A 15,920-nucleotide genomic window follows, 5' to 3' on the forward strand; every position below is an offset into this window, starting at 1 on the left:
CCCCTCCTTTACGCACCTCTAAATATTGCTGTTCCGATTCGTACAAAAGTTGCACCTTCTTCGATAGCAATTGGGAAGTCGTTACTCATTCCCATACTGAGCTCTGTACATGGTGCATGTGACAGATGCTGATTATTTATTGTTGACTGCACTCTTTTTAACTTAGAAAAAACATCATGAAGCTCTTGTTCAGAAGCATCCAACGGCGCCATAGTCATTAGCCCTATAACCTTTATCTTATCAAATGAAGCTAGTTGATGAATAAAATCAAGTACTTCATCTGATCGAAAACCGTGTTTACTTTCTTCACCAGTAATATTCACTTCAACAAAACAAGCAATTGGCTTCTCCGCTCGTTTTTGTATTTCTTCTGCTAATTTTAAGCTGTCTAACGCATGAAAATAATCTATCTCGTTGATTATTAATTTTACCTTCCTACGCTGTAAATTACCAATCAAATGCCACTTAATTGTTGAAAAATCACTAAGTGCCATTTTTTTTTCGAGTAATTTATCTACTCGGTTCTCAGCCATATTCTCAATACCAAGTTCAGCAAGTTCCTTGGCACGATCACTTTCCACTGATTTAGTCACAGCGATCATGGTTACATCATCGACTGCTCGTGATGACTTTTGGCATGCCAGCTGAATTTTTTGATTTATTTTTTCTAAGTTTTCAGCCAGCATGATCAAAAATCGCTCCTATCTTTTTCTGCGGAAAAATGGTGGTGTGTTTAATTCATCGTCGTTATTTTGAGTTGGTTCATCGCGATGAAATGTTTCAAAGTCTTTCTTTTCAGCATTATCAAAAGCTGAATCATCAACTTTAGGTCTTACGTTTTGTTCACGACGGATATCCCAGTCACCAAATGCACTTGTCTCTTCTTGCGGTTGAGGTTGTGATGGTTTTGACTGTTCCATATCAAGCACAGGTGCTTGTTGAACGGTTTGGATTTGTGTTGGTCTATTTTGACGTGGTGATTTACGATCTTTTTTTGAAGGATCGATTCCAGTTGCAATAACTGTTACACGGATTTCATCACCTAGATCTTCATTGATCGATGTACCAAGAATGATATTGACATCCCCAGTCGCTGCGCTTGTAACGATGTCAGAAGCATCTTGTGCTTCGAATAAAGTCATATCAAGGCCACCTGTAATATTTAATAGCACTTGCTCAGCACCATCAATAGATGTTTCTAATAACGGTGATGAGATAGCTTTTTTAGTTGCTTCAATGACACGGTCTTCACCGTTGGCAACACCGATTCCCATCAAGGCTGTTCCTTGATTTTCCATCACTGTTTTCACGTCAGCAAAGTCCAAGTTGACATAGCCTGGGGCTGTGATCAAATCAGAGATCCCTTGAACACCTTGGCGTAATACGTTATCTGCTTCACGAAATGCTTCAAGCATCGGTGTCTTTTTATCAACAACTTCTAATAGACGGTTGTTTGAGATGATCAATAAGGTATCGACGTTTTCCTTTAGAAGAGCGATCCCTTCTGCTGCAAAACGTCCACGTTTTGGTCCTTCAAAGCTAAATGGTCGTGTGACAACACCGACTGTTAAAGCTCCTAATTCTTTGGCGATCTTAGCAACAACAGGAGCAGCGCCTGTTCCTGTTCCGCCACCCATACCAGCAGTGATAAAAATCATGTCTGCTCCTTGTAGAGCGTCTGAGATCACTTGTTCACTTTCTTCTGCAGCTTTTTGGCCAACTTCCGGTTGAGAACCTGCACCTAAACCGCGTGTATATTTAGGTCCAAGTTGAATCACTGTCTCGGCTTTTGAGTTTTTAAGAGCTTGTACATCTGTATTAGCAGCGATGAATTCTACGCCTTTGACGTTTTCTTCAATCATGCGGTTAACAGCATTGCCGCCGCCGCCGCCCACACCGATAACTTTGATGACAGCGCCATTGTTAATGTTATTATCTAAAGAAAATTCCATAGTATCGTTTCCTCCTGTTTTAGTTGTTAGTCAAAAATGTTTGAGAAGAAGTCTTTGATTTTACCAGTAACTTTTTCACCAGATTCATGGATTTCTGAATCATCGTAATCTTCCTGTACACTATCAGCGTATGTATCATATTGAACCTCTTGCTGAACGGCAACTGATGGTGAGGATTTTACTTTTTCACCAGGGATCGCGCCTTTAGCAATATGGTAAATATCGCTAAGCTGAGCTGAATATTCTACAATACTGATCACATTTGTAAACACTGGGTTACGTAAGCCCATATGATTAGGGACATACAATTTCACACTGGCATCGAAAATTTCTTGTGCTAGATCAACCACGCCTGGAAGACTTGCGCCGCCGCCAGTCAAAATGACACCGCCTGGTAATTCAAGTGCATCGATCTCATCTAATACTTCTTTTGATTTCTTGAAGATTTGTTCTACCCGAGCTTCGATGACTTCTGAAAGGTAACGTTCATCAACCTTGATAGGTTCTGACTTACCGATCACATCAACAGGAAATTCTTCACTGACAGACGTTCTTTCAGGATAAGCATCACCATAGTTGATCTTCAATGCTTCTGCATTGTTGAATGATGTGTTCAACACGATCGAAACATCTTTTGTGACGAATTCGCCGCCTTCTTGATTGACATGTGTGAATTTCAGTTGTTTATCATGCATTACAGAAGTCGTTGTTTGACCTCCGCCCATATCGATAACGATCGTACCGAAATCTTTTTCTCCATCTGAGAGAACTGTTTCAGTCAATGCTAATGGCATGATTACTAGTTCATTTACTGTTAAGCCAGCTTTTTCGACACATTTTCTTGTATTGTGGATAATTGTTTTTGGTCCAGTAAAGACCACGCCGAACATTTCTAAACGAACGCCGATCATTCCTCTAGGATCTTTGATCCCTTCAAATCCATCTACTGTGAATTCTTGAGGCAAGATTGCAACGATTTGACGTTCAGGAGGAGTTGAACGAACCAGAGCTGCCGATGCTACATTCCGTACATCTTCATCAGTGATTTCTTTTGACTCACTACTTACAGCGATCATTCCTTGGCAATTTTCCACTTCAAGTAAGTTTGCTGGTAACCCCACATTCACACTTTTAATTTGAATTCCCGCTTTTTCTTCTGCTTGTCTTACTGCTCTTTGAATTGCATTTACTGTTTTATCAATATCGACAATGATGCCTCGATTTAATCCATCAGATTTTGCATTACCTACGCCAATAATATTCATTTGACCTTCAATAAATTCAGCCACTACAACTTTTACTGATGTTGTACCAATATCAAGGCCTACATACATTCCTGTCTTTGCCATGAATGGGGTTCCTCCTCCTATTAATTCCAATATGCAACAGGATTAAAAAGTCCTGCTGACATATATATTTTTTATGAATACTCACTTCTTTCAATTTTACCATAAACAAGGGCTTTTTAGAAAGCAGATTCTACTATTTTTTCTTTTTATTTTCTTAATTTTATTCCAGCACCTCAGATGTTTCTTCCGTACTGTCTTCGGTCTCCCCATTATTAAAAGGATATGAGAAAATCCCGACCTCCATATCGATAATCCCAGGGTCCTCCATTTGGCTGGCTACCTTCCCGTAATACGCCATTTTCTGCTCTAATTGAGAAATATTTACGATCACTTCATTCGCATCTTTCATATGAAGATTGATCAATTCCTTATTTGCATTAGAAGGTGCGTAACGAATTTCAGAGATATTTTGCTTAGTCTCTTCCGGCAGCTTATTATAAGAATTTATTAAATTTCGGATGATTTCCTGATCTTTAAAATTCTGAAAAACCGGCATTCCGCTAGCTGGCGCCTTCATTTCTTCTGGTAAAATCTTTCCATTTTCCAAAATAGGATGATATATCCCACCAACTGACTCCAACGCAACTACTTTATATTCTTCAATTTTGATGTTAAAAGAGTTGATACCATTCAATGAAATCGTTGCTTTTTTCACGCGCGGCAGTTGGCGTTTGATTTTTTCTTCGTAAATTTTTCTATCACCAAACTGTTCCCAAAGACTTGTGCCTTTTTCAAGCTTGGACTGTGTGATCACGCTTTGACTATCTACAGACTTATTTCCAGTGACACCGATATTGCCCAATTTACTCAACGGTGAAACAAAATAAAGTACAATCAGAATTGCAATCAGAAAAACAGACACGATCAATGTCAATCGACGATACAATCTCGTATTACGTACTTTTTTTATATTTGGTAAGCGGTCTGCAAAAGATTCGTAAGTTTTTTGCTGTTTTTCCTCAGGTTCAGAATCTTCTGATGGTATCTCCTCTATTGATTCTGCTTCTTTTTCATCCTCGCTCTCTTCCGTATCATCAGAAACTACAGAAGGATTCCAGCTTGGTTGATCTCCTTGTGTTTTTAAATATTCCAAGTTTTCTTTTTGCCATGGGGTCAACGATTGTTCATCAATCGACTCGACTGTTTCTTCCGATGAGTCTTTTGTTCCCCCTGGATCTTCTTTCTTCTTACTAATCTTTTACACCCCCCATCAAGTAATTTCTTTCACCACTGCGTATAAACGATCACTAGCATCCGGGATACCTTCTTTTTTAGAAGCCTGAGCCATTGCTTGATGGCGTTCATCATTCAACAAAATGGCATCGATCTCTGCAACTAATTTTTCACCAGTCAGCTCTTGATCAGTGATCATTTCAACTGCTCCTGATTTAACCAAACTTTGTGCATTTTTTGTTTGGTGATCATTTGTTACATATGGACTTGGTACCAAGATCGCAGGTAAACCTAGAGCCGTAAATTCAGCTATAGACGTTGCTCCAGCTCTACCGACCATTAGATCGACCGCTGCCAGCACTTGAGTCATTTTATTAATATACGGCTGAATGCTTATGTTCGTCAATTTCTTTTCTGAAAGCTTTAATGTTTCTTTTAATTCTTTGTAGTATCGCTCTCCGGAAGCATATAAAACCTGATATTCCTTTTCTTCGAATAAAGGAAACGCCTCAATGAATGCTTGATTGATTTTCAAAGCACCGCGACTGCCGCCAAAAATGACCACTGTTCTTTTATCAGGATGTAGTCCAAACTCTTTTAGAACATCTGTTTTTTCAGTCATCACAACTTCTTGCGCACGAGGATTTCCGGTTAAAACAATTTTTTCTTTAGGAAAATATTCAGCCACATCTGGGAAACAGATAGCCACTTTTGTCGCATATCTACTTAAAAATTTATTTGTTATCCCTGGTATGCTGTTTTGCTCATGAATAATCGTAGGGATTTTCAATTGTTTCGCTGCATAAACGACAGAGCCTGAAACATACCCCCCAGTTCCGATTACGACATCCGGCTTAAACTCTTTAATGATTTTTTTAGCTTTTCCAATACTATTGAGGAAAAGATAAATCGTTTTAAAATTTTGCGGACTCAATGAGCGTCGGAATCCTTGTATCTCAATTGTTTTAAATGGAATATCATAGTTCGGAACGATTTGACTTTCTAATCCATTTTCTGTTCCTACATACATAAACTCTGTATTAGGTTCTAATGCTCTAACGTGATCAACAAAAGCCAATGCTGGATAAATATGTCCGCCTGTTCCGCCTCCGGTTATCAATATCTTCATAATTCTCTCACTTTTCTTTGTCTTTTAGCTGCTGCATCGCTTGAATAAACGCTTCTCCGCGTATTTCAAAGTTAGGATATTGATCCCAGCTAGCACATGCAGGCGATAATAGAATAGTATCATTTTTTTCGGAAAAATCATAGGCATCTTGTACGGCTGTCTGGACATTTTCAGTCAAGTGAATCTCTTTCACACCAGCTGCAAGAGCAACTTGTTCCAATTTTCCTTTTGTTTCTCCGAATAAATAAATCGCTTTGACACCTTTTAATGAAGGAATCAGCTCATCAAACTCATTTCCTCGATCCAATCCGCCTGCTAACAAAATAAGTGTAGAGTGATCGAATCCACTTAAAGCCATTTCTGTCGCTAAAATATTGGTAGCTTTTGAATCATTGTAGAACTTGCGACTGGCTATTTCTCCGACATATTGCGTGCGATGCGGAACTCCAGTAAATACCATCAGGGTCTGCTTAATCGCAGCTGTCGAAACATTTTTTAATTTTGCAACTGTAACTGCAGCAAGGGCATTCTCAATATTATGACTACCGGGAACGCCTAATTCTGCAGCATCCATGATATATTCATCTTTGTAGTAAATTTTCTCTTCTGAAAGATAGGCACCAGCAACTTTTTCTTTTGTTGAAAATGGAATGATCGTTGCTTTTGTTGTTTTACTCAATTCTTGTAATTCTCCCTGATTCCAATTTAACACAAGAAAATCTGTTTCTTGCATATTTTCCTGTAGTGCCCATTTCGCTTTGACATATTCTTCTCTTGATCCGTGATAATCGATGTGCGCTTCATAAATGTTCGTTATGACCGCAATGTGCGGACGAAATGTTTGAATACCCATCAATTGAAAGCTTGATAATTCCATGACGATATCATCTACTTCTTTTGCTTCCTCAGCTACTTCACTTGCAGGATACCCGATATTTCCAGCTAATCTAGCTGTACCATTGGTTCGTTCAGCATTTAAGAGTAATCCGATCATCGTTGTCGTTGTCGTTTTACCGTTCGTTCCGGTAATACCAATGATTGGACATTCAGCAATTTGATAAGCCAGTTCAACTTCTGTAATGATCGGCAACTTCATTTCCAGCGCTTTTTCTACCAATGGGTTCGTGTAAGGAATCCCTGGATTTTTGACGATCAAAGAAAAATCTTCATCTAATAACTCAATTGGATGTCCACCCGTAACAACACGAATACCCAAGGTTAATAAATCTTGGGCTTCCGGGTTTTGATCAAATTGTTTAAAATCATTCACTGTTACAAATGCACCTAGCTCATGAAGCAATTTCGCTGCACTAACACCGCTTTTTGCCAGCCCAAGAACAAGGACTTTTTTGTTTTCATAATCAGTAATTTTTTTCATAATCTATTCTCCTTATCTTAGAAAAGCTGAAAGAAGCAGACAACTCTGTAGAAAATTAGAAATCTGAGATTGGAACGCTCTTCGTTCCAATCGAGGATTTTCTATTTTCCTAAGCGTTACTTCTTGAAGCTAGACATTTAAAAGCTAAAAGAAGCGGGTAGTCTTGTAGAAAGTTAGGAAATTTGATATGAAACGTTCTTTGTTTCCTATCATAATTTGTCTACTTTCCTAAAGACTGCTTCTTGAAGCTAGACATTTAAAAGCCGAAAAAAGCGGGTAACTCTGTAGAAAATTAGCAATCTTTGATCGGAACACTCTTCGTTCCAGTCAAAGATCGTCTATTTTCTTAAAAGTTGCTTCTAGATACATCAATGAATAATCGTTAGAAAATGATCCACAGAGTAACTCCTGAACAAACTAACGCTGTAAGCCAAAAGACAATATCGATTTTCCATTCCGACCAACCGCACATTTCAAAGTGATGGTGGATCGGTGACATCTTAAAAATTCTTTTGCCAAATAATTTAAATGAAGTTACTTGTAAAATCACGCTTGCCGTCTCACAGACATAAACTAACCCAATCAATAACAATGTCCATTCTTGTCGTAAAATAATTGAAATTGCAGCAAGTAAACCGCCAAGAGCAAGTGAGCCAACATCACCCATAAATATTTTGGCTGGCTTCTTATTATAAGGGAAGAAACCAAGCAAACCACCGATCACACTTAAACAAATGATCACTACATCAAACTGTTGTTGTTTCCAAGCAATGATAGCGTAAGTTCCAAATGAAATCGTTCCTAATCCAGCAACTAACCCATCGATCCCGTCAGTTAGATTCACTGCATTCGAAAAACCAACCAGCCAAAAAATCACAAATAAGCCATAAAAAATGCCTAACGGCAATGTAGTGATTCCAAAAAGATCTAATGAATCCGGCAAGCCTTCTGAACGATAAACTGCATAAAAAACAACTCCACCGATAATTTGTCCAACTAATTTTTGACGTGAGTTCAAGCCCATATTTCTTTTTTTGAACACTTTGATGAAATCATCAAGAAAACCTAATAGTCCATAAAGAACTAAAATAAACAAAATAATAAGTAAAGAAGGAGTGAACTCTTGTTTCCACAATCCCACTAATAGCGATGTGATAAAGCTAGCAACTAAGAAAACCAAACCGCCCATAGTCGGCGTGCCTGTTTTCACATTATGCCAAGTCGGTCCATCTTCTCGTGTTGTCTGACCTTGTTTTTTCATTTGAAAATATCCGATAAACACCGGCATCACTGCTACTGTAATAGCAAAGCTAAAGGCGATCGGGATAAAAATTTGCGTCCACTCCATGATATCTCTCCTAATTATTCCACTCTTTTTATGTTACCCAGCATTTTTAACTAATTATTTTGCAGTTTCAACTGTTCCCGTTGACTGACTATCTGCAGAATCCATCACAACTTTCATCAATGGATTAGCAATTTTTGCAAGTGCTTCTCTTGTGTATGTTTGAGGTTTTTTCATCGTTAGATATAAAATGTATTCCGGATTGTCTGCAGGAACCATTTCGACAACAGAATAGGTGTAATCTGTCAAACCAGCCATATAGCCATTATCACCAGTGATTTGAGCCGTTCCTGTTTTAGCAGCAACATGATAGCCCGGTACAGTATACACATCATAGGCAATTCCATACGTTGGATCTTCCACTGTATCTATCATATATGTCCGAATATCACTTGCCGCTTGAGGTGTAACAACTTGCTGTCCAACTTGTTGCGGCTGAGTGACCTTCTCATCACCTGTATTTTTATCTACGATTTTACTGATATATTGAGGCTTCAGCATCGAGCCATCGTTAGCAATAGCAGTAAAGGCCTGCATCATTTGAAAATTGGTCACATCGATTGCTTGTCCAAATGAAGACATCGCCTGATCGACCCAGTTATCTCCTGGAAGGCTTCCAGCAGATTCACCCGCTAAACCTGAATTTGTTGATTTACCAAACCCAAATTTTTCTAAGTAGGATTTCCACTTTTCGCCGCCCATACTTTGTTCTAACGTCAGCATCCCAACATTACTTGACCAAGAGATGGCCTGACGGAAAGTCAACGTACCGATCGCACCAAAATCATGATCGTTTACCGTACGGTCATCCAGCTTATAGCCACCAGCCGGATAAGCAAACGTTGCATTTGGATTAAATTTTCCATCTTGAATCGCTGCTGCTGCAGTAAATAGTTTCATCGTAGAACCAGGTTCAAATTTATCCTCAACTAAAAGATTACGCCAAATAGCATCTTTGCCTAACCCTTCTTTAGTTTCAGGATTGAATGACGGCCGTTGTGACATAGCGATGATCTCACCAGTTTTAGCTTTCATCAGCATCGCAGTCATTTCTTCTGGTTTATATTCTTCTAAAACAGGATCCATGAGTGTTTCCAATTGACTTTGGATCCGCATATCTAATGTTGTGTAGATATCTTTTCCGTCAACTGCCTTTTTCTCACTAGCGATCGTTCCAGGGAGCGGATTACCATAGACATCTTTTTTATAATCGATTTTCCCGTCTGTTCCGCTTAAAATATCATTGTAAGATTCTTCCAAGCCCATTTTCCCAACTAGACCTTTAGCATCGTCGTCTGCATCTGCTGCATCTGTGTATCCAATAAAATGAGAGGCAAATACGCCATTAGGATAAATCCGGGCTGGATGTCCTTCAAAATAAAGACCAGCCAATTTTTTCTCTTTTAATTCATCTTCAATTTTTTGCCGTGTCTCTAACGTGATATTTTTTCCTTTAGAACCGAATTCGACTTGGAATTTTACCGTACCGTCTTCGTTAACTCCCGCATTCAAATATTTTAATGCTTCCTCTTTGCTAAGCTCTGTGTTTCTATCTAAAATCTCAGCTAACGCATCAAAATCTTTCTTTTGTGCATAAAGTTTCTTGTTTTCTTCACCTAAATAAGTTTCAGACAAAATCGCGTAAACAGAATAGGATGTTGCATCTTCTGCGATCACTTCGCCATTACGATCTAAAATAGCTCCTCTTTTCGCTTTCACTACACGACTGCCTTGGTAAAGAGCAGCTGTTTTCTCAGGTAGCGAAACACCCGCTACTTTTCCTACAGCGACGATATACGTCAATCTAAAGGCAAATAAAAAGAACAATCCAATACTCGTAGCAAATAAAATAATGCCTACTTTTTTACGATTGTTCATTGGATTTAAGTTCTTCTTTTTGACAAAATTCTTTATTTTATTTTTCATACTCATTATTTCACGTTCCTTATGTTATCAAGGTTATCTGAAAGTCCTTTGCTCTTTGCAACATCCTTGATTCGATCTGCTTTTGATAATTCATTTTTTTGTTGTTCTAATTTCAAAGCAGACTCTTCTTTTTCTTGGATCGTCGCTTGCGTTTCAGTGATTTCATTCGTCATTTGTGTAATAGATGTACGTACTTGAATGGTGAGAACCGCTATACCAATAATCGCTACTAACAACAAAAAGCCGATGGTCTTTTCTAAGAGTGAGATATTTCTCAGCTTCCTTTTCGGAGATTGGGGTAGGTTTGGATTTTTTTGAATTTTTGGTTCATGTTCAACCTCTACGATTGGCTCATCCATTACTGGAACATCGTATTGAAAATCATCCAGTCTTTTTAACTCAGCCATCTCGGTACCCCTTCCTCTAATTGATTGATTTTGCCTTTTCGGCAATTCTTAGTTTTGCACTTCTTGAGCGATTATTTTCCGCCAATTCAGTCTCACCTGGTAAAATTGGCTTTCTTGTGATTACTTTTAGTTCTGGTTGAAACTCTTCCGGCACGACTGGGATTCCCGGAGGTAGATCTTGTATCGTGCTGTATTCTTTAAACATTGTTTTAACGATTCGGTCTTCTAAAGAGTGAAACGTGATCACACTGATCCGACCATTTTTATTTAATAAAGCAATTGCTTGCTCCAATGACTCTTCTACAACACTTAATTCATCATTCACAGCGATTCGGATCGCTTGAAAAATCCGTTTTGCAGGATGACCGCCTTTTCTTCTGGCTGGTGCCGGAATGGCTGTCTTGATGATTTCTACCAACTCACCAGTTGTCTTGATCGGTTCTTTTGCACGAACACGCTCAATTTCTCTGGCTACTTGTTTTGAAAATTTTTCTTCACCGTAACGGAAGAAAATTTTCACTAATTCATTATAACTATATTCATTAACTACATTATATGCAGATAATTCCGCTTCTTGATCCATCCTCATATCGAGAGGTGCATCTTGGTGATAGCTGAATCCTCGTTCGGCTTCATCCAACTGAGGTGAAGAAACACCTAAGTCGTATAAAATACCATCAACCTGATCGATTCCTTGTTCAGCCAATTTTTCTTTAAGATGTCGAAAATTCGACTTGATAAAAGTCACCATACCTTTATCAACATATTGTTTTAATCGTTGTGCTGCAAAATCCAACGCATTTTGGTCTTGATCGAATGCGTACAAGTGACCTTGTTCACTCAATTTCGAAAGTAAGTATTCGCTATGACCTGCGCCACCTAATGTACAATCGACATAGATGCCGTCTTCTTTCACTTGTAACCCGTCTACCGTCTCTTTTAATAAAACAGTATAATGCTGAAAGTCCTTCGTCATAATGCTCCTCTTCCTAAAAACCAAAATCAATCATTGTTTCTGCAATTTCATCAAAATTCTCTTCAGCTTCTGTAGAAAACTCTTGCCAGCGGGCTTCATCCCAAATCTCGATTCGATTTGAAACACCAATGATGACACAAGCTTTTTCTAAACTACCATGTGTTCTGAGCGCAGCAGGGATATTGATCCTACCTTGCTTATCGATCTCACATTCTGTTGCAGCCGAATAAAAAAAGCGGACAAATGTACGGGCATCCTTCTTAGCTAAAGGCATTTCTTTCAACTTTTCCTCTAGTTGTTCCCATTCGGACATTGGATAACCAAATAAACAGCCATCCATCCCTCTTGTGACTACAAATTTCTCGCCGAGTTGGTCGCGAAATTTAGCAGGTACGATGAGTCGGCCTTTGGCATCTATATTATGTTGAAATTCACCCATAAACATAGCCAATATTCCCCACTTTTCCACTTGATAGAAACAGTCTACCACATCCTACCACTTTCTACCACCAAAAACGTAGAATCTTCTTCCTTTTAATTGTTATTTAAAAGTTTTGTAATATTACAAAATGAAGGGAAGTTTTTCAAAAAACGCTCTCATCGCCTATAAAACAGTATTTGAAAGATCAAACCATACATTTCAGCCACTCTTCATTCTCATAAAATTATTACAAAAAATGTTAGTGGTGGGAAGTGGAGGGAAATGTTCATTTCCCCCACGCAAAGTCATACTATTCATTTTCATCAAAAAGATTTAGGCAAGATAATGAACGATATTCAACAGAATCAATAATGCATACAAAATCAAGCTTAAAAGAAAGACTAAACGCCAAAACATTTTGAAATATCTGCCGTATAAAATCTCTCCATAATAGTACGCTTGGAAAACAGCGACACAAATCCCCAAAAGTAGAACTGAAATGATCATATACGGAACGATGGATTGCCCATAACTATCTTTTGACAGCTCATTTAATCCTATGAATAAAAATGGAATTGAAATATCTGGTGCTTTTACTTTATAACGCTCCGTCAATGAGAACGTTGAGATAATAAAATTACACGCAAATAAAACAATTACTGGAAATACATACCAAAAAAGCATAATGACTGAAAACGACACCATTTCCTACACAATTCCTTTCGTAACACACTTAGTTAACTATACTTCATCTTCTTTACATTGATGTTTCATTTCGTTTAAAAATTCATGCCTAAATAATACTAAATTACAAGGGTTTTATTCCCCAAAAATAGGCGAACTCGATTATAATGGAGCTAACGAACTCTTGAAAGAATGAGGTGAGCTTTTGATCAACTATTTAACTTTGAAAAATGGACATTTTACCCCATCACATACGGACATAGAAGACACCATTTGGTTAGCCGTTGAACAACCGACCGAAGAGGAAGTCAATTATTTAACAACGACCTACGAGCTTCCTAAAGATTATATCACAGGAGTGCTGGATGATGATGAAAATTCTCGTTTTGAAGGTCTTCATCAAAACAAATTGGAAGAACCTGCGCTTATGCTGCTCCAATATCCACATGCAACGATCAGTCCCAGCGGCTATACACAGCTGGACACATTTCCTTTTGCTGTGATTTTGACAACGAGCGGAAAAGTGATCTCTGTTATCAATAAATCAGCTGATTTTCTTCAAAAAGCACTATCTACAGCTCTACCTGATAGTACATTGCCGATTCAAGAATCACTGATTTTGTATTTATCCTGGCATATTTCAACCTATTATAATCGTTGTTTAAAAGATTTGATCCAAGAGACAAACAAATTAGAAGGAGAATTGAAGGTTTCTACTGAGAATAGCCAGCTTTATCAAATCATGGATATACAAAAAAGCCTAGTTTATTTTGAATCTGCGATCGATTCTAATTTGGAAGTACTGAATAAACTCTATACAGCTAGAATTTTCAGTGATCCCAGAGCACATCTGCCTCATCTTCATGATATTCTTGTAGAAACAAAACAAGCAGCTACAACGACGAAAATCCAGTTGAAACTTGTTGATAAAATCAGCGATACATTTTCAGCTATCGTTTCAAACAACCTGAATAATGTGATGAAAATACTCACTTCTCTTACGATCGTCTTAACGATTCCGACGATCATTGGCGGTGTATTTGGGATGAACGTTAAATTGCCCTTCGCCAATCGGGAGGATGCTTTTTTCTGGATTGCAGTTGCGACTACCGCTACTTGTATTTTTGTCATTTACAGGCTAAAGAAACGGAACCTTTTGTAAAATTTCTTGTTGCTGATTTTATAAAAAGGTTGTACACTATAGAAAGCAAAGTATAAGGATGTGTATAATCAGTGAACAATAAAAAAACCAGTACCTTTTCTAAAGTCACTAAAATCGTTGTTTGGTTGATGCTGATTGCCATTGCCGGATCAACTATTTTGACGGCTATCATGAGCTTAGGATAATCGACAATATAAACAATTACGGAGACAAGTGACTAGAACCATTCGTGCTTGCCTCCCTTTTTTGATTTTGATAAAAAAACGCTTTGCTTGTCTATGAAAAAAAGACAAGCAAAGCGTTTTTACTTTTTCAGTTCTAATTGTTCCGTTCTCTTTCAGCCATGTTCAGTAGTTCTTTCGCATGTTCCATAGTAAGCTTCGTGATTTCACTACCTGAAAGCATGCGCGCTATTTCGTTCACACGCTCTTTTGGCTCTAAACGCCGAACCTTTGTCTCTGTTCGTTCACCAATGATTTCTTTTTCAATAAAATACTGATAATCAGCAACTGCGGCAACCTGAGGTAAATGCGTGATACACAAAACTTGAGAATCTTCAGAGATTTGATGGATTTTATCTGCGATCGCTTGAGCTACACGTCCACTAACTCCCGTATCGACTTCATCAAAAACAATGCTTGTGATTCCTTGCGATTTTGAAAAAATCGTTTTTAAAGCAAGCATCACACGAGATAGCTCACCTCCAGAAGCAACTCTGACCAATGGTTTTAGCGGTTCACCCGGATTTGTCGTAATATAAAATTCAACTTGATCCAGTCCTTCTTCTGTAAACTGCTCATCTGGGACCTCGGAAAAACGAATATCAAATTCTGTCCGCTCCATATATAATTCTTTTAATTCTTTTAAGATATTTTTTTCTAGTTTCTTCGCAACTTTTTTTCTTATCTCACGAAGCTTCAAGCCATTTTCGATCACTTGAGCCTTTTTTTCAACTAACAGACTTTCTAATTCACCTGTCCGTCCTTCAAGAAAATCTGCATCTGCCAGCTCGCGAGTGATCTCATGGTAATAGTCAAGGATCGATTCAATCGATTCTCCATATTTCCTTTTCATTTGACGAATCAATTCAAGGCGAGTCTCTACTTCATTCAACCGATTTTCATCTAATTCTAAGCTATCGATATGTCGTGCCAGATCACCACTAGCTTCCTGCAATAGATAATAACTATTTTGAACTGTTTCTGAGAGTGCTTTGTATTCAGAATCAAGGTTCTCAATAGAAGAAAGTTCATTCATCGCATACCCAATTTTATCTAGACTGCTGTCTCCTTCGCCATTGATTGCTTCATGACTAGCTGCTAAAGCATCTGCAATTTTTTGAAAATTCCCAAGCTTGTTCCGTTCTTCCATCAGTTGCTCTTCTTCGCCCGCTACAAATTGAGCGGCTTCGATCTCATCACTTTGAAACTGCAGCATATCCATGCGTTGAGCAAATTCTTTTTCATTTTTCTGACGGCTTCGTACTTTCTTTTCGATCATACGATACTCAGAATAAATTTCCTCATACTGCTCTTTTATTTTCAATAATTCTTTATCACCGAAATCATCCAGCATCCCTAAATGCTTCTCACTTTGCATCAATTCCTGATGCTCATTTTGCCCATGGATATCTACTAAAAACTCACCCACTTTGCGTAAATTAGCTATATTGACGATACGTCCATTGACACGACAGACATTTTTTCCAGAAGTCGAAATATCACGTTGGATCACCAGCGAATCTTCATCTGTTTCAATGCCTAATTCTTCTAGTAGATTGATAAGCTCTTGATTTTTCGGCATTGTAAAGAGACCTTCCAGCACACATTTCGATGCCCCTTGCCGAATGTAGTCACTTGATCCGCGACCACCAGTCAATAAGCCCATTGCATCGATAATAATCGATTTACCGGCACCTGTTTCACCTGTCAAAACGGTCATCCCCATTTGAAATTCCAGTTGTAAAGAAGAAATGATCGCAAAATTCTGTACAGAAAGCTCCTGCAGCATGTTCGTTC

Annotated in this window: 15 protein-coding genes; 2 read left to right on the forward strand and 13 right to left on the reverse strand. The window is 38.3% G+C overall.

Features of this window, described 5'->3' with window-relative positions:
- Positions 1-8: 8 nt before the first annotated feature.
- The 12 genes from A5889_RS05735 to A5889_RS05790 form a co-directional block, all read right to left on the reverse strand.
- Positions 9-686, reverse strand: a complete 678-nt coding sequence (locus tag A5889_RS05735; RefSeq protein WP_087641033.1) for a YggS family pyridoxal phosphate-dependent enzyme — start codon at positions 684-686, stop codon at positions 9-11.
- 15 nt (positions 687-701) lie between these two features.
- Positions 702-1,952: a cell division protein FtsZ gene (gene ftsZ / locus A5889_RS05740; protein WP_087641032.1), complete on the reverse strand. Its 1,251-nt coding sequence runs from the start codon at positions 1,950-1,952 to the stop codon at positions 702-704.
- A 26-nt stretch (positions 1,953-1,978) separates the two neighbouring features.
- Positions 1,979-3,301, reverse strand: coding sequence for a cell division protein FtsA (gene ftsA, locus A5889_RS05745; RefSeq protein ID WP_087641031.1), 1,323 nt, complete (start codon positions 3,299-3,301; stop codon positions 1,979-1,981).
- Between the two features lie 160 nt (positions 3,302-3,461).
- Positions 3,462-4,418: a cell division protein FtsQ/DivIB gene (locus A5889_RS05750; protein ID WP_087641030.1), complete on the reverse strand. Its 957-nt coding sequence runs from the start codon at positions 4,416-4,418 to the stop codon at positions 3,462-3,464.
- 93 nt (positions 4,419-4,511) lie between these two features.
- Positions 4,512-5,603, reverse strand: coding sequence for an undecaprenyldiphospho-muramoylpentapeptide beta-N-acetylglucosaminyltransferase (gene murG, locus A5889_RS05755; RefSeq protein WP_087641029.1), 1,092 nt, complete (start codon positions 5,601-5,603; stop codon positions 4,512-4,514).
- Positions 5,604-5,610: 7 nt separating this feature from the next.
- Entirely contained in the window at positions 5,611-6,981 is a 1,371-nt protein-coding gene (gene murD / locus A5889_RS05760) for a UDP-N-acetylmuramoyl-L-alanine--D-glutamate ligase (protein WP_087641028.1), read from the reverse strand.
- A gap of 382 nt (positions 6,982-7,363) precedes the next feature.
- Entirely contained in the window at positions 7,364-8,329 is a 966-nt protein-coding gene (mraY, locus tag A5889_RS05765) for a phospho-N-acetylmuramoyl-pentapeptide-transferase (protein WP_087641027.1), read from the reverse strand.
- Between the two features lie 54 nt (positions 8,330-8,383).
- Positions 8,384-10,258, reverse strand: a complete 1,875-nt coding sequence (locus tag A5889_RS05770) for a peptidoglycan D,D-transpeptidase FtsI family protein (protein WP_087641026.1) — start codon at positions 10,256-10,258, stop codon at positions 8,384-8,386.
- Positions 10,258-10,659, reverse strand: a complete 402-nt coding sequence (gene ftsL, locus A5889_RS05775) for a cell division protein FtsL (RefSeq protein WP_087641025.1) — start codon at positions 10,657-10,659, stop codon at positions 10,258-10,260. The genes A5889_RS05770 and ftsL overlap by 1 nt, the downstream gene beginning before the upstream one ends.
- 16 nt (positions 10,660-10,675) lie before the next feature.
- On the reverse strand, positions 10,676-11,635 hold the full coding sequence (gene rsmH, locus A5889_RS05780) for a 16S rRNA (cytosine(1402)-N(4))-methyltransferase RsmH (protein WP_176372835.1): 960 nt from the start codon (positions 11,633-11,635) through the stop codon (positions 10,676-10,678).
- Positions 11,636-11,648: 13 nt separating this feature from the next.
- Positions 11,649-12,080 carry a division/cell wall cluster transcriptional repressor MraZ gene (gene mraZ, locus A5889_RS05785; protein ID WP_010762855.1) on the reverse strand — a complete coding sequence of 144 codons (432 nt, stop codon included), beginning with the start codon at positions 12,078-12,080 and terminating at the stop codon, positions 11,649-11,651.
- A 309-nt stretch (positions 12,081-12,389) separates the two neighbouring features.
- Positions 12,390-12,761 carry a DUF3397 domain-containing protein gene (locus A5889_RS05790; protein ID WP_087641024.1) on the reverse strand — a complete coding sequence of 124 codons (372 nt, stop codon included), beginning with the start codon at positions 12,759-12,761 and terminating at the stop codon, positions 12,390-12,392.
- 184 nt (positions 12,762-12,945) lie between these two features.
- On the opposite strand from A5889_RS05790, the gene A5889_RS05795 reads away from it, so the two are divergent.
- Together A5889_RS05795 and A5889_RS05800 are read left to right on the forward strand one after the other, a co-directional pair.
- Entirely contained in the window at positions 12,946-13,902 is a 957-nt protein-coding gene (locus tag A5889_RS05795; protein WP_087641023.1) for a magnesium transporter CorA family protein, read from the forward strand.
- 71 nt (positions 13,903-13,973) lie between these two features.
- A complete protein-coding gene (locus A5889_RS05800; protein WP_087641022.1) occupies positions 13,974-14,087 on the forward strand; it encodes a DUF4044 domain-containing protein in 114 nt (37 codons plus the stop codon).
- A 133-nt stretch (positions 14,088-14,220) separates the two neighbouring features.
- Here the strand turns inward: A5889_RS05800 and recN are convergent, their stop codons facing one another.
- A complete protein-coding gene (recN, locus tag A5889_RS05805) occupies positions 14,221-15,912 on the reverse strand; it encodes a DNA repair protein RecN (protein WP_087641021.1) in 1,692 nt (563 codons plus the stop codon).
- Positions 15,913-15,920: the final 8 nt, after the last annotated feature.

The sequence above is a fragment of the Enterococcus sp. 9D6_DIV0238 genome, from assembly GCF_002174455.2.
Lineage (GTDB): Bacteria > Bacillota > Bacilli > Lactobacillales > Enterococcaceae > Enterococcus_L > Enterococcus_L dunnyi.

Bases quoted from the DNA above. Each gene is read 5' to 3' on its own strand.
- A5889_RS05790 (WP_087641024.1), bottom strand. From the start codon at position 12,761: ATGGTGTCGTTTTCAGTCATTATGCTTTTTTGGTATGTATTTCCAGTA.
- ftsA (WP_087641031.1), bottom strand. From the start codon at position 3,301: ATGGCAAAGACAGGAATGTATGTAGGCCTTGATATTGGTACAACATCA.
- mraY (WP_087641027.1), bottom strand. From the start codon at position 8,329: ATGGAGTGGACGCAAATTTTTATCCCGATCGCCTTTAGCTTTGCTATT.
- ftsL (WP_087641025.1), bottom strand. From the start codon at position 10,659: ATGGCTGAGTTAAAAAGACTGGATGATTTTCAATACGATGTTCCAGTA.
- murD (WP_087641028.1), bottom strand. From the start codon at position 6,981: ATGAAAAAAATTACTGATTATGAAAACAAAAAAGTCCTTGTTCTTGGG.
- rsmH (WP_176372835.1), bottom strand. From the start codon at position 11,635: ATGACGAAGGACTTTCAGCATTATACTGTTTTATTAAAAGAGACGGTA.
- mraZ (WP_010762855.1), bottom strand. From the start codon at position 12,080: ATGTTTATGGGTGAATTTCAACATAATATAGATGCCAAAGGCCGACTC.
- A5889_RS05735 (WP_087641033.1), bottom strand. From the start codon at position 686: ATGCTGGCTGAAAACTTAGAAAAAATAAATCAAAAAATTCAGCTGGCA.
- recN (WP_087641021.1), bottom strand. From the start codon at position 15,912: ATGCTGCAGGAGCTTTCTGTACAGAATTTTGCGATCATTTCTTCTTTA.
- ftsZ (WP_087641032.1), bottom strand. From the start codon at position 1,952: ATGGAATTTTCTTTAGATAATAACATTAACAATGGCGCTGTCATCAAA.
- murG (WP_087641029.1), bottom strand. From the start codon at position 5,603: ATGAAGATATTGATAACCGGAGGCGGAACAGGCGGACATATTTATCCA.
- A5889_RS05770 (WP_087641026.1), bottom strand. From the start codon at position 10,258: ATGAGTATGAAAAATAAAATAAAGAATTTTGTCAAAAAGAAGAACTTA.